General features: G+C 33.3%; 22 protein-coding genes. 8 read left to right on the top strand and 14 right to left on the bottom strand.

The genetic code is table 11. The annotated features are described in order from the left end of the window. Window positions 1–218 precede the first annotated feature (218 nt). Window positions 219–1109 (top strand): GNAT family N-acetyltransferase, encoded by an 891-nt coding sequence (locus AB0A59_RS15415; protein ID WP_458745199.1) that lies wholly within the window; start codon window positions 219–221, stop codon window positions 1107–1109. A 112-nt stretch (window positions 1110–1221) separates the two neighbouring features. On the opposite strand, the gene AB0A59_RS15420 is transcribed toward AB0A59_RS15415, so the two are convergent. After that, the gene (locus AB0A59_RS15420) at window positions 1222–2037 is read right to left on the bottom strand and encodes an alpha/beta fold hydrolase (RefSeq protein ID WP_458745201.1); all 816 of its coding nucleotides are present in this window, start codon (window positions 2035–2037) and stop codon (window positions 1222–1224) included. A 1538-nt stretch (window positions 2038–3575) separates the two neighbouring features. Here AB0A59_RS15420 and AB0A59_RS15425 point away from each other — a divergent pair. Together AB0A59_RS15425 and AB0A59_RS15430 are read left to right on the top strand one after the other, a co-directional pair. After that, complete coding sequence (locus AB0A59_RS15425) at window positions 3576–4712, top strand: DUF7482 domain-containing protein (protein ID WP_458745203.1); 1137 nt, start codon at window positions 3576–3578, stop codon at window positions 4710–4712. 100 nt (window positions 4713–4812) lie between these two features. Next, a complete protein-coding gene (locus tag AB0A59_RS15430; protein WP_458745205.1) occupies window positions 4813–5517 on the top strand; it encodes a hypothetical protein in 705 nt (234 codons plus the stop codon). 67 nt (window positions 5518–5584) lie between these two features. Here the strand turns inward: AB0A59_RS15430 and AB0A59_RS15435 are convergent, their stop codons facing one another. Further along, on the bottom strand, window positions 5585–5770 hold the full coding sequence (locus tag AB0A59_RS15435; protein WP_458745207.1) for a hypothetical protein: 186 nt from the start codon (window positions 5768–5770) through the stop codon (window positions 5585–5587). 1181 nt (window positions 5771–6951) lie between these two features. Here AB0A59_RS15435 and AB0A59_RS15440 point away from each other — a divergent pair. Beyond that, window positions 6952–7176: a hypothetical protein gene (locus AB0A59_RS15440; RefSeq protein ID WP_458745209.1), complete on the top strand. Its 225-nt coding sequence runs from the start codon at window positions 6952–6954 to the stop codon at window positions 7174–7176. Between the two features lie 325 nt (window positions 7177–7501). On the opposite strand, the gene AB0A59_RS15445 is transcribed toward AB0A59_RS15440, so the two are convergent. The 4 genes from AB0A59_RS15445 to AB0A59_RS15460 form a co-directional block, all read right to left on the bottom strand. Further along, window positions 7502–8356, bottom strand: coding sequence for a sulfite exporter TauE/SafE family protein (locus tag AB0A59_RS15445; RefSeq protein WP_458745211.1), 855 nt, complete (start codon window positions 8354–8356; stop codon window positions 7502–7504). 172 nt (window positions 8357–8528) lie between these two features. Continuing rightward, a complete protein-coding gene (locus AB0A59_RS15450; protein ID WP_458745213.1) occupies window positions 8529–8843 on the bottom strand; it encodes a DUF190 domain-containing protein in 315 nt (104 codons plus the stop codon). A 12-nt stretch (window positions 8844–8855) separates the two neighbouring features. Continuing rightward, the gene (locus AB0A59_RS15455) at window positions 8856–9209 is read right to left on the bottom strand and encodes a fluoride efflux transporter FluC (protein ID WP_458745214.1); all 354 of its coding nucleotides are present in this window, start codon (window positions 9207–9209) and stop codon (window positions 8856–8858) included. A 101-nt stretch (window positions 9210–9310) separates the two neighbouring features. Beyond that, window positions 9311–9736, bottom strand: a complete 426-nt coding sequence (locus tag AB0A59_RS15460; RefSeq protein ID WP_458745216.1) for a winged helix-turn-helix transcriptional regulator — start codon at window positions 9734–9736, stop codon at window positions 9311–9313. A 57-nt stretch (window positions 9737–9793) separates the two neighbouring features. Here AB0A59_RS15460 and arsM (AB0A59_RS15465) point away from each other — a divergent pair, with 57 nt between their 5' ends. The 4 genes from arsM (AB0A59_RS15465) (at window position 9794) to AB0A59_RS15480 (ending at window position 12804) form a co-directional block, all read left to right on the top strand. Then, complete coding sequence (gene arsM / locus AB0A59_RS15465; protein WP_458745218.1) at window positions 9794–10600, top strand: arsenite methyltransferase; 807 nt, start codon at window positions 9794–9796, stop codon at window positions 10598–10600. Window positions 10601–10763: 163 nt separating this feature from the next. Then, window positions 10764–11573 (top strand): arsenite methyltransferase, encoded by an 810-nt coding sequence (arsM, locus tag AB0A59_RS15470; protein WP_458745220.1) that lies wholly within the window; start codon window positions 10764–10766, stop codon window positions 11571–11573. 26 nt (window positions 11574–11599) lie between these two features. Continuing rightward, window positions 11600–12052: an arsenate reductase ArsC gene (locus tag AB0A59_RS15475; protein ID WP_458745222.1), complete on the top strand. Its 453-nt coding sequence runs from the start codon at window positions 11600–11602 to the stop codon at window positions 12050–12052. A 53-nt stretch (window positions 12053–12105) separates the two neighbouring features. Then, window positions 12106–12804 carry an MIP/aquaporin family protein gene (locus AB0A59_RS15480; protein WP_458745223.1) on the top strand — a complete coding sequence of 233 codons (699 nt, stop codon included), beginning with the start codon at window positions 12106–12108 and terminating at the stop codon, window positions 12802–12804. A gap of 370 nt (window positions 12805–13174) precedes the next feature. Here AB0A59_RS15480 and AB0A59_RS15485 read toward each other — a convergent pair whose 3' ends face one another. The 8 genes from AB0A59_RS15485 to AB0A59_RS15520 form a co-directional block, all read right to left on the bottom strand. Next, window positions 13175–14128, bottom strand: a complete 954-nt coding sequence (locus AB0A59_RS15485; protein ID WP_458745225.1) for an endonuclease/exonuclease/phosphatase family protein — start codon at window positions 14126–14128, stop codon at window positions 13175–13177. 164 nt (window positions 14129–14292) lie between these two features. Next, a complete protein-coding gene (locus tag AB0A59_RS15490) occupies window positions 14293–15102 on the bottom strand; it encodes a cupredoxin domain-containing protein (RefSeq protein WP_458745226.1) in 810 nt (269 codons plus the stop codon). A 176-nt stretch (window positions 15103–15278) separates the two neighbouring features. Continuing rightward, window positions 15279–15737 carry a hypothetical protein gene (locus AB0A59_RS15495; RefSeq protein WP_458745227.1) on the bottom strand — a complete coding sequence of 153 codons (459 nt, stop codon included), beginning with the start codon at window positions 15735–15737 and terminating at the stop codon, window positions 15279–15281. 429 nt (window positions 15738–16166) lie between these two features. Beyond that, entirely contained in the window at window positions 16167–16574 is a 408-nt protein-coding gene (locus AB0A59_RS15500) for a response regulator (protein WP_458745228.1), read from the bottom strand. Between the two features lie 44 nt (window positions 16575–16618). After that, a complete protein-coding gene (locus AB0A59_RS15505) occupies window positions 16619–16795 on the bottom strand; it encodes an ATP-binding protein (protein ID WP_458745230.1) in 177 nt (58 codons plus the stop codon). Between the two features lie 32 nt (window positions 16796–16827). Continuing rightward, window positions 16828–17091 (bottom strand): hypothetical protein, encoded by a 264-nt coding sequence (locus tag AB0A59_RS15510; RefSeq protein ID WP_458745232.1) that lies wholly within the window; start codon window positions 17089–17091, stop codon window positions 16828–16830. Window positions 17092–17123: 32 nt separating this feature from the next. Next, window positions 17124–17798: a hypothetical protein gene (locus AB0A59_RS15515; protein WP_458745234.1), complete on the bottom strand. Its 675-nt coding sequence runs from the start codon at window positions 17796–17798 to the stop codon at window positions 17124–17126. Next, window positions 17795–19570: a multicopper oxidase domain-containing protein gene (locus AB0A59_RS15520; protein ID WP_458745235.1), complete on the bottom strand. Its 1776-nt coding sequence runs from the start codon at window positions 19568–19570 to the stop codon at window positions 17795–17797. Before AB0A59_RS15520 ends, AB0A59_RS15515 begins: the two co-directional genes overlap by 4 nt. Window positions 19571–19640: the final 70 nt, after the last annotated feature.

Here is a 19640-nt window from a genome sequence, read left to right on the forward strand (position 1 = left end):
GGTTAAACGAACCAATAATTATTATTAAGAAGAGATATGATTAAGTTATTAAAAATAACTGTTCAAGTTATACCATCATACTATTATAAATTTCAGCTCCGTAAAGTTAAGGATATTTATTTTCAATTTTTCGTTAAACTGAGTTGAATCTAAAGTGAACAGATCCAGAAAAACAAATAAAAGAATAAAAATCTGAACAAGCATTTTCATGTATTAAGTTGACCGGTACAAAGCATGATTTAAGATTAAGACCTGGAGTCATAGATGATGCAAAGGAGATTGGAACAATAATTTTTGAAGCATTTTCAGAGATTGCAGATAAGCATGGCTTTCCTCGTGAGTTTCCCACTGTTGATATTGGAATAAATGTAGCATCTTATTTTCTCTCTAATCCGGGATTCTATTCAGTAGTTGCCGAAGATACAGAGGGAGGGGGTAACAAGATAATAGGAAGCAACTTTTTAGATGAACGATCAAATATAGTAGCAGGGGTTGGACCAATAACAATTGATCCTAAATTCCAGAATAAAGGGGCGGGTCGACAGTTAATGAGCAATGTAATGGAGAGAGCTAGAAGCAAAAAATATCTGGCAATACGTTTGCTCCAAGCGTCATATCATAACCGATCACTTGCACTATATACCAGCTTAGGATTTGATGTTAGAGAACCAATCTCAACGATGCAGGGAAACCCAATTTCAGCAGTCATTCCTGGAAGATCAGTGCGGGTAGCAACAGAGTCAGATTTGGAATCATGTAATGCAATCTGCAAGGCAATTCATGGCCATGATAGAAACGGTGAGTTAAAAGATAGTATAAAGCAAGGAATTGCGAAAGTGGTTTTACACGGGGAAAAAATTACTGGCTATACAACTGGATTGACATATTTTAACCACTCCGTGGGTTTTACTAATGATGATCTTAAGGCCCTCATTGCCTCAGAAACTGTTTGTTATGGAGGACCAGGTATTCTTATTCCGACTAGAAATGCCGAGTTGTTCCGATGGTGTCTTGACAACAATCTAAGACTAGTCCATCAACTTACCCTCATGACTATTGGAATGTATAACGAACCTGCAGGATACTACATGCCATCTATTCTATACTGAAATAGTCCTAGATCGATATCTATCAATAGTATATTCAGTTTGAAAAACGAGATAAGCATCTTAAGCTTCTATAAAAACTGGGATCTATTTTGTAAAAATTTTTAATAAACTACTATGCTTGATTTGTATCATTTAAAAATTCCTCTATGGCCTTATCTAATTCAACTGGATTATGAAGTATCAGCCAATGACCCTCTCCATTAATGATTTTAAATCTGAATTTTGGAATATCTTGTTTCATTGTTTTCTTAAGATTTAAAAATACATCATCTTCACTGCCTACAATTCCAAATAATTTACAATCAGAATTTTTTAAAAAATTATTTATATCTTTTGGCATTGTCCTCAAGGCATTTCTTGAAGCTATAAATCCTTCTACCATAGTTTTCGTAAATATTTCTTTAAATCGATTCCAATCTTTTTCATCTTGAAATGCTTTTTCCTTTTGGTAGTTTATCTGCCGTTCATACTCAGCTACTGCAGCCATTCCCTTTGTAGACGCTATTTCTATCATTTTGGAATCTTCAAGATCGTCTTCAGGGATAGGAATTGATGAGCCACTGATAAACATTATTGAATCTACAACGTCAATGTTCTTTTTTGCAAAAACAGCAGCTATTTTCCCACCAATCGAATGACCGATTAAAGTACATTTCAAAATATTTAGATGCTTTAGCAATTTATCCAAGTCATCAGCGAGATCTTCCATAGTGAAATTAGCTTTCTTTCCCATAGAGGATCTGTAATGACCGCGTAGCTCGTACGAAATGATTCTATATTTTCCAGATCTTAAAATAAGGGATATTTCTTCTTCCCAGATCGATATGTTTCCACCTAATGGATGAATTAAAACAATTGGATAACATTTTTCGTTTCCATAAGTTTCATAGTAAATTTCAAGATCATCCTCTAAAAATATAAAAGGCATGTAGTTAACAAATTCAGTTTTAGATTGTAGATAGCTTCCTCTAGAAATCATAAGTAAATATCATAAAGTTTATCAGTATCTGACTTACATGACATTGCCTCAATCTAATTATTTGTATTTTCAATTTTGTATGTCCTGCATGAGACTGATTTTGTCTTTATTAGTTAATAATTGTGCTGTGTCAATTTTTTTATAATATAAAAGTTCATTAGATTTGCATGAAGGTTACCAAAATATTGCAAACTACCTTATAAATAATAGTGTGGATTGCGGAAATTATTTAAAAATATGGTATGATTCCCTGTTTTAGGCGCCGGGAGTGGGACTCGAATCTACGTCTTTCGGACGTGGGTTCTAACAATTTATCTTTAGATCCACTAGTTAAATCTCTTATTAAAGGAAGGGAAGGAGTTCGTATACATGTTAAGTAGTCATGGTTTGCACTCATCCATTGAAGTCAATTTAGATAATATGGTTTCTTACTACAGTCGTCTCAATCTCATATTTTCTAAAAACAATATTTAGATTTGATATATCAATTCCTATAGAACTGAGATAATTTGACTTCTCTTGAGATCGATTCAATATCTTGCGATTATTCGCTCATATATAGAGGAATGATTTCTTTGTGAAGGATTATTGAATTTTAGACCTTTAGAAGCCTTTCTAAGATCCTTATTAGTTAATACCTTTTTCTTCTTGTATATATTATTCAAATTATCTCCATCTGTCGCTCCGATATTATTTTCTCCTGTTTCCTTACTGGTTTGCTGTGCTTTTAGATTACGATCAAGAGACTGGTTTAAATCCAGTACGAAAGTGTAACTATCATCACTGGTTATCTTTTAATACTCTAATTTTTGATTTCTTTTTCATTTATTTTCACCTTTTCGAACAATTTCGGAGTTTCTTTGAATTTGTTTAGCAATCTTCAATCAAATTGAAAATAAACCCTCTAAGGAATAATTAACAATAACGATTCAATTACTAGCTAAAAAATTACTAAACAGAAAAATTCAAGGAAGAAAGTCTAACAAATTGTTCTACCTTTTAAAGAATCTAAATATAATTAAAATTTTCTAATTCTTCTCGGATTATATTTTTTACTAAAACCAATATGAATTAGCTCCATGATAGATGAAGTTCTTATTCATTGGCATTGATATATAACTTTATTATGAAAGGGTTTCAATCACACATACGTATGAAATGTGCAGATTGCAATTGCTTACCAGATGGATGTGCACACAGTACATCAGATAAAGAGTGTATTAATTGTAGTTTAGAGAAATGTTGTTGTTGGTACGTGATAAATAAATGATAATTGCAGCAAATCAGAGGCTAGTCTTTCATCATTTGTATAATAGTTAATTTTTTTATTCGCTGTCTAAAATTAAAATATATGACTGACTGATATACGTTTGAGCTTTAATCTTGATTCATACCGTTCACATCAATGTCTTTAATATTGAACCGTTAAACTGTTTGTTAAACGATTAAAGGATCACAATTTATAGTTACATTATATTTGTATTGCAATGTCAAATAATTTCTTTAATAGAAATATAAAAACTTCGGTTGGAACATTGTTCTTCTTGGTTATTTTTTTTAGCATGATAACTATGCCAATTCTGAGTGTTAATGCACAGACAGAATCACAAATGAATATGTCACCACAACTAACTTCTTCAGTTCTAAAATTGGCAAATACCAACGTTCCAATTGATATACCACTTCTTAAAGGATACGAGAACGGAAATGAAATTTATTTCATTGCAACAGATGTTTCAGATGAAAATACAGCATCTCTTCTTACAAATAAAACAGGATTCAAGGTTAATTACGCTCCTATCTTGTCTCAAACACCCGAGTCCGCTAAAGGTCAGGTATTTGTATTTACAAACGGAATTGATGGAAATGGATCTTTAGGATTTCAAAATGAAGTAATGAATGCAAAGCCAGGAGATAAAAACTATAGTCCGCTATTTCAAATTAATCTAGTAAGATGGAATGATAATGCTAATGTAAGTGAAATCAGATCAATTGGACAGTTAAATCAATCATTGCAAAATAATGAGTTAACCATAAACAAAACAGATATTGTTGCTAATCATCCAGCCATTCAATGGAACAACGGTTCTTTAATGATTAGAGAAGACAGTACGAACATACATGATGAAACTCCATATATGGGCGGTCAAGTATTGGACATTAATACTGAAAAAATGATCGTAACAATGGTTGCACATAGAGGATGGGGACCAGATGGAAGTACCATTTATTATATAGTTACTGATGCAGCTCCAAAGATGCCTGCAGATATGATGGGTGTTCCTTTTGTAGAAGCCGATTCTCAGTTGGTTGGTAAAGGAGCAGTCGATCTATTCCAGTTTACAAACGGAATAAATGGTTCAGGTCCTATGGGTTTTCAAGCTGGTATTGGAGCTGCTAATCCAACTGATGAGAGCTACAGTCCAATGTGGTTTATTAAATTTATAGAATGGAAGGAGCCATCACAGGCTAGAGTGTTACAGACTTTAAGCGATATCACTAGCCTGCAAAGTTCAGGCGCCATAGAAATAACTCCAGCTATGGACGGAAAACATGTAGTCAACTGTTCATTCTTTGACGAAGAAACTGTACTAAAGCATAAGAGCAAACAAATGGGATTGTAAAATAAACGAACAAAACATACCTTTTTGTTTCAAAAATTGTCATATAGAAAGAAAGGAAAAATCGATTAATATCATTTAACTGAGGTTAAAGTATACATATATGCAAAGAACATTAACACTACAAATTGCAACTTTTGGTCCTAATGATAATGAAGCAATTGTTAGTGGAATAAAGAGTTTTCCAGTACATAAACTTGCAATTATATGTTTTGATTATGATAAATCAAAAGCAGAAGACTTTTCAAGGAAGATTAAATCAGCATTAGGATTGCCTATAGATCTTTATCTAGTAAATGAAGAGAATGTTGTCCGTGATACACTAGAGCGAATCAATGAAATATTGATACATTCCAAAGAATACGATCAAATACTAGTAAATGTAAGCTCTGGAGAAAAATTACTGGGATGTGCTGCATTATCGTCTTCATTTGTAAACGGTATTAAAGCATACGGTATGGATCGTACCAAGACCTTTCCTATTTTAATGCCTGTTCTTAAACTAAGTTACAATGAAATTGTGTCTGAAGCAAAGATAAAGATATTAAAAGCAATTGATCAAGCGGGTGGATCTTTGGATAGCTTAGAGGATTTAGAACAGGCATCTGGTTTTGGCAAACCACTTTTGTCTTATCATGTTCAAGGTGGAAAAGACGCCAAAGGATTAGCTTCGCTTGGATTATTAGATGTTGAAAGAAAAGAGAGAGGTAAGATTTCTGTCAGTATTACAGTGTTAGGAAAACTTTTGATAAGCAATAGTAGTGACTCTGCTTTTAAGACATCAAATAATAATGCAAATGCGAAATAAATAATAGATAGAAAACTTGTTATCATTAGCTAATAATTAATCTTGAAAGTTTTGTCTGACATACTGATTATTGTGAGAAAACATTATTCTTATTTTCATCATCTGGCTTTTCATTTATTCTCTGTTCTTTAAGTTTTTTTAAAATCTTGTTGACTCTGTACTCTTGATGTAACTTTTTAATACCTTTCATCATAATTGGAGCTAAAATCATGCCGACTATCATGCCTAACGACATATCAATAATATTGACCATTAACTGCTTCAAAATAGGATAAACCTCGACCAAATTAAATTTTGCAAATTATCAATTTGTTTTTCTCTCTTCTGGTTAACAAAGTTCTCAATCAATATGCGTTTTATAGCCGAGTAAATTTGAAGCTCACAAAAATAGGGAATACAAAAAAAGTGGAACATCGGGATAAGTAGTAGGATGGGATTTGAACCCGTTTCTTGCATTCACGGGTTTATGCTTTAACAAATAAAGACATTCTTTATCTTCAATCTTGAACATTGAGACTGTATTCATGATAAATATCTTTTAGTATTAATAGGCGAATTGAACCTACAGAAAAGCTCCTCTAGAATTAATCTTCTAAATTTTGATAGTAGCAGATGTTTTTCTATTTATTCTGAATATTCTTCTTTATCCATTCATGCTTCCAACAACTGTAGCAAGTGCCAATCCTAAGTTGATTCAGCTTTCAGTTTATCTCATATTCTATCAACATTGAGAGCATAACAATAGGAACATTAAAGGCCATATATTTCCTGAGTATTGCCTTAAGTATATAAAAAAAGGTTATTGAAAGAAATAATCTTCCTTATTATAATCAGAAAAGTGACCGCATTTAGTACAGTTTTCTGAATTATTAGAAATAGTACTGGCCTCAAGAGAATCTTCGCCCATTTGAAGAGCAGAAGGATGTTGAAATCCGCATTGCTTACACTTTACCATCATTGTCATGATAAAAAATAAACAATGATTTCTTATATGTAATTCTTGTTTGCAATTGCGTAATTAAGATAATTTTAATTTGATAATTGATTATCCGTTGATCAATTACCTCTGTGCGTTAAAATGATCTGGTATTAAATAGTATGTTGATTAAGCTATTCTACTTTTATTTGATGTGTCAGATTCTGAGGAGTTTGAGCAATGAATAAAGGGGTAATAAGGCTACAATCATGTCATAAGTTAGCCATCGAATTAGTCTTCCAATAAGCACTATCATGCAACCCGCCTGATAGTCTCGTGGATAACAAAAACATGGGAAGGTCTGAGGTTCTCTATGTATTAGAGATGCCAAGTTTACTGCCATAAGAAACAAGACCTTTATTGATACCTTATTACATTTGAAAATTGTTTTGTATATATTATATAGTTATAAATATACAATTAAGAAAATATAAAAACCATTATTGCTATACTAATATATGTCTAACATCACTAACACAGGTCTAACTAATAGAGCGTATGATATACTACGAACATTGGGTAAAGATGCTGACTTTTTATATGATACTATCGGTAGATATATCCAAGATGCTGAAAAGGACGGACGACAAGATTTAGTTGATATGTGGAAAACTATAAAGCAAGATCGAGAAAAACATATTAGATTATTAAAAGATGCATTAGAAAAAGAAATTCATCAATAGATCGGACATATCATCAACTTTTTAAAATTTTGTAGAAAGTCAATACACTTTTTATATTTTAAAAGAATTGGGATATTATTTCTTAATGTTTTTCTAATAATAAATTCACCTTAACAGTAGGTTTGCGTCTTTCAGTAATCCAACTACTAGTTGAGGAATGTAATATAATACAATAACGGATCTTTGACGTGTTCGTTCGTTCAAAAATTCTTTGGTAATCGTTTTAGTAAATAAATTAAATTTAGGTTTAATTTATGAAAAAATATACTTATCTTCATATATTTGTAATAATACTAACGAATTACCTATTAACCGTAACAATTTATTACGTAGAGATCAACCCTAAAACTCTCAAGAACATAGAGACTGCAATTACGATCAAAACTATTGAAATCATAAACTTCATAGTTGACTCATTTATTTTGTTAGTAAACTTTGATCCCAAAAATGCTCCTAGCATAGCAGTTGGACCCATTAAAGTTAGGATGACAAAATCTATATTATTATTTATCAAGTGTCCTATTACTCCTACTGTTCCCATAAATGCTGATGAAGCCAGATTAGTTCCTATTGCAATTCTTGCGGGAAGTTTTAGAATAGATATCATAGCAGGCATTCTAATGCTTCCCAATACGAGTCCCACCATTCCGCCAAGGAGACCAACAGCTAATCCGATCACCATTTCTTTGATTATTTCAATATTTTGCTTTTTGTTGATATAGTCTACTCTCGTTTTGTTTGAATCATAATCTGCTGCAGTTAGGCTAGTATTATTTGACCATGAACCTGTTAGATTGGTATTACTATTCTTGTACGCTTTTTTCCCAACTTTTCCAGACTTTATCATCAAATCAATTGCCTCATACGATACAATAATTATGATTATGCTTAGGAGGATTACAATGGATACTAAATTGGTCAAAAAGGACCCAACAAATGCACCTAATGCTCCAGAGAATGCGATTACTAGAAAAATTTTTAAATCAATGTTGTTTTGGCGGTAATGACTTATTGCACCTGATATTGCACCAAGTGTACTTATAGAAAGATTCGTTCCAGCCGTAATTGATGCTGAAGTTTCAGCTTCTAAAATAAACGGAAATCTTATTACTCCTAGAACTAGTCCAACCATTCCTCCAATGAATCCAATAACTCCACCCAGAACTGAATAGAGAATCATGGCAAACACATCCATCGCTATTGTTCATTGACTGATGTCCTAACAAGATTAAAATGTATTATATCAAATGACCCAAAAGAAATTATAAAGAAAGCATTGAAATTTTGGAATAATTAGCATATTCTATTATTATATTTGTAAAATTGATTCTAAAGAATTCAACGAGTCTTAATTAGACTACTTGAACCTTATGAATTGTAATAAAGCCATTATCACCTATCATCTGTTTTAGTGGTAATAACAAAGGTTCTATTTTTTCTTTCTCATCTATTGATTCAATCATCATAGGCTGATTTATCATTAATCCTTCTAAATGAACAGTTGATTTTCCTCTTCTACCAAATCCGTCTATTCCTAACCAAACTATAGCGCCCAAAACATTTGATTTCATCAAAAAATCTATAATAGTTTTCTCAAGTCTTTTTCCATTTACATTATCATTTTTCTTTATACGAATGGCAAGACATATCATTTCTTTTAATGTCATTATTAACAGGTTTTATTGCAGCAATTGAATTATTAAGATTCTTCCTCCATAAAGAGCCAAGAAGGACAGTCCTACATTTGCAATTGTATTAATCATCATGTTTAGAATTTGTTTATTTTCTATCATTACAATATTTTCTAGAGCAAAGGACGACATCGTAGTTAAAGACCCGCAAAATCCAATTGCTACTAAAAAAGAGTACCTTTGGTCGAGATTCCAATTGACTAATAATATAGAAAATATACCGAGAATGAAACTGCCTATAATGTTTACAATCAATACGTTTGAACCTATTATTCCTAGAATTAAAGGAAAAGAGGTAATTTTATAACGAATATAAGCACCTAAAACTGCTCCGGCTGCCAATAAAACAAACTCTATTCCTTTTCATGAAAGTGAGTGGTTTTTTACACACTTATTTTTTTGCCTAGATATATGAAATTAGTATCAATGGGAGTATAACTTATTTATTTATTCGACCATTTTCTCATCCATTGTAACAGATTGATAATGGATCCTACAAGTTCTTGTCCTTTAGGGGTAAGACGATATTCTACTCTGGGAGGAATCTCATTAAATGATTGTCTGTTCAGAATACCACTCTTCTCTAATTCCTTTAAGCGTATTGTTAGAGTTTTACTGCTAAAGCCCTTCATTGATTTTCTAAATGTGATATATCTAACAGGATCAGTAGAACAACATAAAGGTATCAATATTTCAAGTGTTCCTCTTTTAGTAATTATATTTCTCAATTGAGACGTTTCTTTCATTAAACTTTCAATATCATAACCATAGAAATTACAAGGATTATTATCGTCCTCAAGTTTTGGTAGTTTCGATGATTTTAGTATTGCTTTATTAGGTACGTTTTCTTTTGGTTTCCGTAATTTCACTTACTTTACTATTTTACTCTTACCAATTTATATAGTTTACTTGGTAAACTAAAGGTAATGAGTAAACAATCAACCATAAAAAACAAGATTAAAGAGCAATACAGAAAAATAGCATTGGCGGAGGGTTCGTTATCATGCTGCTCTACGTCATCAGGATGTTGCGGTACTAACGAGGCTTTGATATCACCCATAGAATCGTCTAAAACAGTAGGGTATGATCAAAACGATTTGAAATCCATTCCTCAGTCGTCTATCCTAGGTTTGGGTTGTGATAATCCATCTACCTTTGCGCCTCTTAAAGAGGGAGATATAGTAGTCGACTTAGGTTCTGGAGCAGGTATTGATGTATTTATAGCCGCAAATATTGTCAAAGACAAAGGAAAGGTCATTGGTATCGATATAACAGATGCGATGTTAGAGAAGGCAAGAAGGAACGCCGAAATTCACGGGTACCAGAACGTAGAGTTTAGAAAGGGTGACATCGAGGCAAAAATTCCAGTAGAGGATAATTCCGTCGATGTAGTAATAAGCAATTGTGTTATCAACTTAACAGAAGATAAGGTCAATACCTTCAAAGAAATTCATAGAATCTTAAAGCCAAATGGAGTAGGAAATTTGATAATATCGGATGTAGTGACCTCCAGAGAAGTAGAAAAGACGTTAATCAATGAGGCTAATTGGTGCGGCTGCATTGACGGAGCTTTAACAAAAGATAATTACTTGGACAGTATTAAAAAAGCAGGTTTTACCAGCGTTGAGATCTTAGAAGAAAGACCAGGTAACATAGTAGAGGATTATACTGAGGACATTGAAAAGAAGACCGGAAATATAACTAGCATAACTGTAAAGGCTGTCAAGCATTGAATATGAGACTATGAACTTTCTACACAAACCAAAAGAGTATGAGTGCATACAGAGAAAACCCTTTTTTATTTTTAGACAATTTTTCCTATGGTTTCCGTAATTTCACTTAGTTTACCCAATTTCTCTTACCAATTTAAATAGTTTTTCTAGTAAACTTATACTTATGGATAAACAATTACATCTAAAAGAAAAAATTAAGGAGCAGTATGGAAAAATTGCTCTAGATGGTAATTCCAATTCTTGTTGTGTGCCCTCTAGTGATTGCTGTGGTAAGTCATCTGAGATTCTCAGTTCACCATTTGAATCATCAAAAGCTGTTGGATATGACGCTGACAAATTGAATCTAATTCCGGAATCATCAGTGTTGGGAGTAGGATGTGGAAATCCTACTAGATTTGGTAATATTAAAGAAGGAAATACAGTAGTTGATCTGGGTTCTGGGGCAGGCATCGACGTATTTCTCGCCGCTAATTTGGTGAAAGAAAGTGGAAAGGTCATTGGAATTGATATGACAGAAAATATGCTCAAAGAAGCAAGAGAAAACGCTGAAAAACATGGATATAAAAATGTCGAGTTCAGACAAGGTGATATAGAACAAGAAATACCTGTTAAGGACAATTCTGTTGATTTAGTCATAAGTAATTGTGTAATTAATCTGACAACAAACAAGGAAAGTACGTTTAGAGAAATTTACAGAATTCTGAAATCAGAAGGAAAAGGAAAAATGGTTATATCCGATTTAGTTACATCTAGAGAAATAGATGCCGATTCTATTAGTACAGACAGTTGGTGTGGTTGTATAGATGGTGCATTAACAAAAGAACACTACATTACTAGTATTAAAAAAGCTGGATTTACCAACATTGAGATACTAGATGAGAAACTATATATGGAATTAAGTGAAGACAGTGACCAAGAAAATCCAGAAAAAAGACAAATTACTAGTATCTCCATCACGGCTGTTAAAGAGTAAAACGATTAGCGAGAGAAGTGATTTAGATGAAATTTTCATTTGGCAAAAAAGATCATAATGATGCAAAAAAAACTGTCCTGTTTGTATGTGTTCAAAATGCTGGAAGAAGTCAGATGGCTGAGGGTTTCTTTAGAAAATATGCTCCAAAAGGCTATGAAACTATTAGTGCTGGTACAGTTCCTACTTCTCAAATCAATCCTATTGCAGTAGAGGTGATGAAAGAGGCTGGAATAGATATTAGCAAACAAAAACCCAAAGATTTGACAGAAGACATGATGCGAAATGCAACAAGTATTATCAACATGGGTTGCATGGATGATAAATTCTGTCCTGCTTTATTCATACCAAAAGTTATAGATTGGGGTATAGAAGATCCAAAAGACAAACCAATAGAGAAAGTTAGAGAAATAAGAGATGCAATTGAAAAAAGAGTATTGGAAATAATTGATTCAGCCAGAGACAATAAAATTCCAATTTAAAATGCTGTTTATTTAGTTCGATTAAAGTGATATTCTGACAATAATCGATTTTCATGTCAAAGGAATCTACTTTTGAATCTGTAGTCGATAAACTAACTGTTAATCAAAAGAAGTTTGTCGCAGAACTCATAGGAACCTTTATTGTTGTTGTTTTAGCTACAGGTTCAGTAGTTATTGATGCAAAGTTAAATGGTGTTTTAGGTATACCCTTCATTGCATTTGCTCCTTTCGTGGGTGTTGCAATAGGTGTATATCTTTTTGGAAAAATTTCTATGGCTCATTTTAATCCTGCAGTATCGTTAGGATTCTTGATAACAAAGCACATCACAAGAAAGCTACTTGTTTTGTACCTTTTAGCGGAGATTGTCGGTGCTTTGTTAGCAAGTCTTTTTGTAAGTATTGTAATAGGTAATGAGGCTAATCTAGGAGCAAACGCCCCTAATTATTCATATCCTTTACCTTTGATATTTGGAATAGAAGTTTTGGCATCAGCCCTTTTGATGGCGGTGATATTGACTGTTGTTTATACAAAAGGTTTGAAAGGATTCGGAGGTATCGTTATTGGAGGGATTGTTGGATTAGATATTTTATTTTTGGCTTTTATATCAGGTGCATCAATGAATCCAGCTCGTTCATTAGGTCCAGCAGTGTTATCTGGAGTATGGACCGATCTATGGTTGTACTGGACTGCAACATTTGTGGGTACTTCGGTGATTGCATTGTTCTATAGAAAAAAGGGATTGAATGAATAACAAATATTGATCTACTATTGGTAACATCCGATATGCACTGCCATTTGATTTGACCTGTTATTTCGCATAGACAATATTTGATGTACATATTATAATACGTCTATTAAATATCAGAGTTTATTAAGACAATTCTGCAATATTTCATAGTATAATTTTTCTCAAAAGGAAAGAACCTGTTAAATCTAAAGAATACAAAAAATAAACCAGACGAATTTGGGACTCGAATCTACGTCTATCAGACATGGGTTCCAGCCAAAAAAAGTATACCTTCTTAAAAATCGCAACTTACCCCTGGTTTTACATTTTATTCAAGAATATTCAAATTGGGATAGAATATAGTGTGAGAATATGAAAATAAAGTGATAGATAATTAGACGTCGATTTCAATTACTACTGGACAATGATCTGATGACTTGGGCTTTTTTTGACCTATGCCTTCAAATCGGGGGCCTGTATACTTATCAGCACTTAACGGAAGCCCTTTGCGAATAATCTTTGGTATAGAAGATAAATTCACATCCGCCAATGTCTTAGATAAAAGTATGTAGTCTAGTTGTTTGTAGGTTTTTGGATGTCCACATTGCGAATTACCTGCATAATAATGGGTCCATTGGTCCTCAGAGGGTAATCTTTTTACTACATTTTCAACTTTATTCCAATTTACAATTTCGTTAATGCCTGTTTTTCCTTGAGAATCGGTTTCCAGATAATCATTGAGATCTCCTAATATAATATAATTACCATCCCCACTAGGAAATTCGTCTTCTACCAGATCCTTGACTCTTTCAGACTGAATCTGTCTCTTTCTGTGAGAATTACTCCTGCCATTACATGGATCATTTTTATCAAACATTGATTTAAAATGATTTACAAATAATCTTATCCGTTTATTATCTGGTAGAACAACATCACATTCTAGACAATCCCGTGAAAAGGTATACCATCTTATTTCTTTGTTCCATTCATCCACATGAGTATCAATATTCTCTAAAGGGTATTTGCTCATAATTGCAACATCTATGAATCTCGGATCGTTACCATCCAATACCATGATATGATCATAACCTTTTTGCTTGAGATATTTGTTTCTAAATCGACGCAAGGCCAATAAACTCTCCACCTCTTGTAATGCAATTACGTCAGCTTTAGTCTCTTTTATTGCCGAAGCAGTCAGTTTTTTCGATTCCTCATTATTTATCGTAAAGTTAGTTCTGTCTGCAAGCCAACCATCAATAACGGCGTCCTCTGGTTTAACATCCTTGTTAAACTTAAAGCGAGCAAATAGATTTTCACAATTAAATGTGGCTATGCGAATTTTTGTCATAGAATTACAATATCAATTAAATATTTAAATTATTTGGTCTAAAAGTCAAGTTGTAAAAGAAGTTCGAGACTCGAATCTACGTCTTTCGGACGTGGGTTCTTTCAATTATCACATTACATAACTAATTGATAGAGAGTACTTAATAAAATAGAAAGAATTTTAGATTAACTATATGGTAATTCAGATGAAAGGCCGCTTAAGGATGAAAGTGTTTGACCTAAATCTTTACCACCTGTAGTCCATACAATTAATGTTTGTGTATCTCCTGTTCCTTCTTGCCCTCCTCTCAAGTCTTTAAAGTCATATGTGTTATCGACAGTAATTCCTGCACCTGTTATCTGTGTAATATATTCGCCAATATCTTGCGTTGGTATCATCAGAATACCGACTGTGTCAATATTGCTAGAATTTGAAGTTGTTGCAGCGTCTGAACTAGAGGATGTTGTTACGGGTGGTTGTATATTACCTACAGTAACTGAGCCAGTCATTGTTACACCTGGGTCTCCTTCTGCTTCATAGTTAAAGACACCGGGATTACTGAATGTAAATGGTGGAGATGCTTGACTATCAATAATTTCTCCGGTGTTAAATACTGTATTACCACTAGCATCTTTTACATCTATAGCGCGTTCATGGCCAGCATCACCATTAAACCATTGTACTGTAGTTCCAGTGTTAACTATTGCATTTTCTGGGACAAAGTGTTGGTCTAAGAAACGAGCTTCGTTGTCTTCACCAGCAGCATGATGACCTTCATTTGGGATAAGAATAACGAGATTTTTTATATTGTCGCCCAAAGTCATTGTTTTGGTATTAAAGATACTTTCTGCGTTGATGTTTGGTTGACCTTCAGAAGAATTTGTTTGTGCAAATACATCGTTAGATAAAGCAAAAGAAACGACTCCTGATGAAAATAATATGCCAGCAATAGCGAAGAGTATTTGAATATTTGAAATTTTATTTTTATTATCCAATAAAAAAAGGAGTTTTTGAAGGTACATAAAAGCTACTCTCATTCTAGAGAATGAGAATTATATGATAGTTTATTAATAGGAAGTGAGATTGACAACAACAAAAGATCATCTTTTATCTTGTATTCAAATTTTCCTTTATGACCATTTTTTCTATCTGAATTTGGAGTTTATCCTAGTCACACAAATCCTAACAATGGCCAAAAATAGAAGATAGGATTAGTCATGAGAAGCTGGAAGTATTTGCTTTCTTGGATATCCTTGCGATAGAATGGCCTGTTAATAATATCGAGAGCCTCCATTGGCCATTTTAACGATATCATCTTCTTGTCTGATTCAAATGGGTGTATGTTAATGGGGTTAATGTCATCATTTTCGTGTATCACAACAAAACAATTCATTGTTTCTCTTCTGTCATTGTCTATTAGAACGGGATTGGTTCCATCAAACAACGGTATCATATAATTATTGTTTTTCACTGGATTTCCATTTTTCAAAATGGTGAAAGTTTTTCCCCTCCCTGAAAGGTCAAATCCTACACTAGCATTCTGAATGTGGTATTCTTTGATTAGCTTGGCTGCCTTAATCCAGTCAAATACTTTTACTGATTTATCTTTTTTTATGATTGCCATTATCATTATTTATTTGATCCTCCTCATTTTGACGTGACATATCTTTGTTATCCTCCTAAACGAAAATTCTCTATTTAACATTTGACGATTTAATATATGGATAAATGTGAGTATCAAAATGGAATTGAACCCGTATGCCTAGTTAGCAGGCTATCTTCTATAGCATCTAATTGAATAGAAATAATTATTGCATTTGCATGATAGTAAATAATATTATATACATACTTGTGGATGTTTTCCTTGCATCATTTAGGCTTGGTGCTTCACCTGGGTTAATCTTGGAAAAGACTACCTGGGGAAAATCACTCTCATATCTAGATCGACTTTATTCTCTTGCCTTTAAACCTAAAACATTGATTAGCCAATTTATAAAATTTATACATAAATATTGCATATCTTGTAACTAATCTTGTGAGATTAAGATATATGATGAAGTTATTTTTTGATTGTGAATCTTGTAACTACATCGAGTATTTCATCTATGGAGGAAGGTTTTCTTAAGATGTATTTAGTACCACCATTCATCATTTCATTTATTTCACTGTTCTGCGTGGATGAAGCAGTAAATATTATTACATTATTTGAATTTAACATATTCTCTTCCTTTAGTTTGTTAAAAACATCTAATCCGCTAAATTCTGGCATGGCCAGATCCAATAAAATTACATCATAATATCCATCCTTCTTTCGTATTTCATCTAAGCCATCTATCCCTCTATTAATTATTTTACATTCTATATCTTCTGTTTCGAGGTAGTCTTTTATCAACTCAGTTATATCCTCATTATCATCTATAATAAGAACTCGGGAAATAGGTGTTACTGATGATGATGATGACGACATATCAGGACTCGTTGTATCTTTATTATAACCGAATTCTTCTCGGTTTAAAAAGGTATTGTAAATCTAAAGGCTGCACCATGATTATATTCTTTATCAATCCATATTTTACCACCGTGTGCCTCGATTATATCTCGATATATTACTAAACCTAAGCCGTTTCCACCGTATTTCCTTGCAAGAGCAGTGTCGATTTGATTGAACTTGTGAAATAGTTTTTCCATTTTATCTGCTGGAATACCTGGACCATTGTCTTCTACTGAAAATATGAGATAGTTTTTACCAGAGTTTGAACATTATCTGCTTCCTTTAATTCCTCTACTTTTAAGATAATTTTCCCGGATTTATTTGGAATAAAATCAAGAGAATTCTTAATTAAATTTCTGTGTTTTATTTCATGTTCACTATGTTTTGAAATCTGTTCAATGGTTTCTGTGGGCCTAAATATTTTACCATAATACATCATTAATGCTGCAACTACATCAATTACTAATCCAATCACAATTATTAGGTCTATCATAGTGTCAAAGGCGACACAATTTTAGGTAGAGGTTAATTTGATACACTGTTGCTGCTGCTATTTGCAACAAAATGATAAACTAGCGGAACCATGAGATCTGTTTTATCATTATCAACGGTTGTAATCTCTACATCTATTTCATATTCACCTGCTTCTGAAAATAATGGTCCCTTAACGACTATCTTGCCCGCTGGATCAGGAACAATAGCGTTGGTCAGTACATCAAACGTCCCGCCAACAATCAAGTGCGGTGAATCGCTGTCTCGAGCTAAAATTGTCAAGTCACCTGTGTGCGAATGAAAGAATTCAGAGAGCTTTAATTGATCACTATTTGATATAGTTAGTCTATAGGTAACATGTTGGATTAATTGTCCTGTTTTCTGATCCATCAGGTGCATAGTTAGCTGAGCATCTTGGTCTGAAATTATTTTCTTTGGTTCGATTGTGAGATTCATAGAGATGCTTCGATCTCCTAATGTTGCCATTGGAGGTGGTGCACCATGATGTTGTGCAAAGGAGGGTTCGGTGTTAGAAGATATTGCTGTAGTTACGATAAGGAACATGCTCATGACAATAATTATCAGCGACTTACTCAAATTGATATTCGATTGTAGTAGCATTGCTTTAATTGCAACTCTGTTCTTATGGCACATGGGATCTATATTCTCCAATGAAAAGTCTGATCCTAGACCAAATCCACTACTCATTTTATGATTATCTTATCTATCATCCATGGATGTAATGTACAGTAATATTCAAATTCTCCTTCCTTATCAAAAACGTGTTTATACGAACTGCCATCACCCATCAAGATTCCAGAATCAAATACTCCTGTAGGACCAGTACCTGAATTACCCGATGTCACTGTATGGGGCATATTGGTGTCGTTATTAACCCAAGTAACCTCTGTACCTACTTGAACTTCGGCATTAGGAGGATCATAAAAAATCTTACTATCTGGACTTGAAGAGCCTGAAACTATTGATATTTGACTAGAATTGGAATTTACATTGTTTGATTCTGTGATGTTTGTTGCCAAAGTCTTGTCTACGGCTAGAGAAAGGTCTTCACCTTGTTTTTGGATGTTTTTTGTTTCATCCATTTCTTTCATTATCTTTTTTTCTGCTTTGTCTATTCCTTTATGATCCGACTGTGCGACTATTATTGGATTTTGTAGTTTTTTTTGCAGTTCATATTGCCAATTAAACATCGATACACTTTCTGTTAATTGTTCTGAGGTGTTGTTGGATTGTTGTTGTGGGAGGTTGGAATTTGTAGCAGTATTACTATCATTGCCGACTCTTGAATTGAGTCCTTCTGATAACTCATTCTGATCAAATACTTTTATCTGTCCCATATTTCCCTTTTCTTCTTGAATTCCATGAGTATGGAAGAAATAGTTACCCGGGTATTTCCATTTGGCTTCGATTATTGATGCATCGCCTGGTGCTACTGAGACAGTTTGAGAGTAGATAGGGGAATTAGCCCATAGGCCTGATGGGTAAGTTAAGAAGGTAGTACTATGAAGATGGAATGACGCAGGTATTGTGGTACCCAAATTAATCAAATAAATACGCATAAGGTCTTGCTGATTGATTTCAAGTGGATTGTGTACATATTGATCAGCATATCCGTTTATCATGTAATAGTCGGCCTCAAATCCCATCTGATTTTTAAGACTATATTCACCCATGACCATCACAAACTCCTTTGCAGGGGCAACTTGTTGTTTATTTAAAGGATCAACTATTAGGGCTCCATACATACCCATTCTAATATGCAAAGACGTTGGAGGAGCATGGCAGTGATACATCAATGCACCTGCAGGTTCACCTGTTATGTTATATAGATACGTTTGTCCAGGCATCACTTGAGGAATTACTCCATCATTTACATCATCGTGATTACCATGAAAATGAATTGTATGTGGTATAGGAGATTTATTTATATATTTGATAGTCACATTTTCACCTTCTGCTAATCTTATAGTTGGACCTGGTACCGTTCCATTAAATGTCCAGGCTTTGACTTTTTTTCCCGGAGCGATATCAATTTCGACATCCTCTGTAACTAGCGTTATGAGCCTCGTCGAATTATCATTACCTTTGTTTGCTGCCTGCTTACTGATTTTAGCCACATTATTTTTATCGTTAACCGAAATTGTAGGCAACGGAGTTTCATTATCACTATTATTTTCAGTTGCAGCATTTTCATTTGGTTCAATTCGGGTTGATTCTTGGGCTAAAACAACTGCCGGCTCTAAACTAGTATAATTAACAGAAAGGCTAATTATCATGATTAAGGCACACATCGAGAATATTAAAAATGGTAAGGGGGCAACAAGTTCCTTTTGTTTTAATTTTACCTTCTTATCAATTTTGTCACAAAATTGTATATGTAGATTTGAATTACTATATAATGATAGTCTAGACTCTTTTGAACCGTTTTCTATCAATTTAGTCGCTTTATTCTGATTCAACAAAATTATTACTTGTTGCCATAATATAATTTTGACTAATGTTGTTTTACATTGTATAACAAATGTTGTT

Source organism: Candidatus Nitrosocosmicus sp. T, from assembly GCF_054408485.1.

Excerpts from the sequence above, each read along its gene's own strand:
- AB0A59_RS15440 (WP_458745209.1), top strand. The coding sequence starts at position 6,952 with ATGTCTAACATCACTAACACAGGTCTAACTAATAGAGCGTATGATATA.
- AB0A59_RS15430 (WP_458745205.1), top strand. The coding sequence starts at position 4,813 with ATGCAAAGAACATTAACACTACAAATTGCAACTTTTGGTCCTAATGAT.
- AB0A59_RS15420 (WP_458745201.1), bottom strand. The coding sequence starts at position 2,037 with ATGCCTTTTATATTTTTAGAGGATGATCTTGAAATTTACTATGAAACT.
- AB0A59_RS15450 (WP_458745213.1), bottom strand. The coding sequence starts at position 8,843 with ATGACATTAAAAGAAATGATATGTCTTGCCATTCGTATAAAGAAAAAT.
- AB0A59_RS15510 (WP_458745232.1), bottom strand. The coding sequence starts at position 17,091 with ATGATAGACCTAATAATTGTGATTGGATTAGTAATTGATGTAGTTGCA.
- AB0A59_RS15445 (WP_458745211.1), bottom strand. The coding sequence starts at position 8,356 with ATGATTCTCTATTCAGTTCTGGGTGGAGTTATTGGATTCATTGGAGGA.
- AB0A59_RS15495 (WP_458745227.1), bottom strand. The coding sequence starts at position 15,737 with ATGATAATGGCAATCATAAAAAAAGATAAATCAGTAAAAGTATTTGAC.
- AB0A59_RS15485 (WP_458745225.1), bottom strand. The coding sequence starts at position 14,128 with ATGACAAAAATTCGCATAGCCACATTTAATTGTGAAAATCTATTTGCT.
- AB0A59_RS15515 (WP_458745234.1), bottom strand. The coding sequence starts at position 17,798 with ATGAGTAGTGGATTTGGTCTAGGATCAGACTTTTCATTGGAGAATATA.
- AB0A59_RS15425 (WP_458745203.1), top strand. The coding sequence starts at position 3,576 with ATGTCAAATAATTTCTTTAATAGAAATATAAAAACTTCGGTTGGAACA.
- AB0A59_RS15505 (WP_458745230.1), bottom strand. The coding sequence starts at position 16,795 with ATGGAAAAACTATTTCACAAGTTCAATCAAATCGACACTGCTCTTGCA.
- AB0A59_RS15500 (WP_458745228.1), bottom strand. The coding sequence starts at position 16,574 with ATGTCGTCATCATCATCATCAGTAACACCTATTTCCCGAGTTCTTATT.
- arsM (WP_458745218.1), top strand. The coding sequence starts at position 9,794 with ATGAGTAAACAATCAACCATAAAAAACAAGATTAAAGAGCAATACAGA.
- AB0A59_RS15435 (WP_458745207.1), bottom strand. The coding sequence starts at position 5,770 with ATGGTCAATATTATTGATATGTCGTTAGGCATGATAGTCGGCATGATT.
- AB0A59_RS15475 (WP_458745222.1), top strand. The coding sequence starts at position 11,600 with ATGAAATTTTCATTTGGCAAAAAAGATCATAATGATGCAAAAAAAACT.
- arsM (WP_458745220.1), top strand. The coding sequence starts at position 10,764 with ATGGATAAACAATTACATCTAAAAGAAAAAATTAAGGAGCAGTATGGA.
- AB0A59_RS15480 (WP_458745223.1), top strand. The coding sequence starts at position 12,106 with ATGTCAAAGGAATCTACTTTTGAATCTGTAGTCGATAAACTAACTGTT.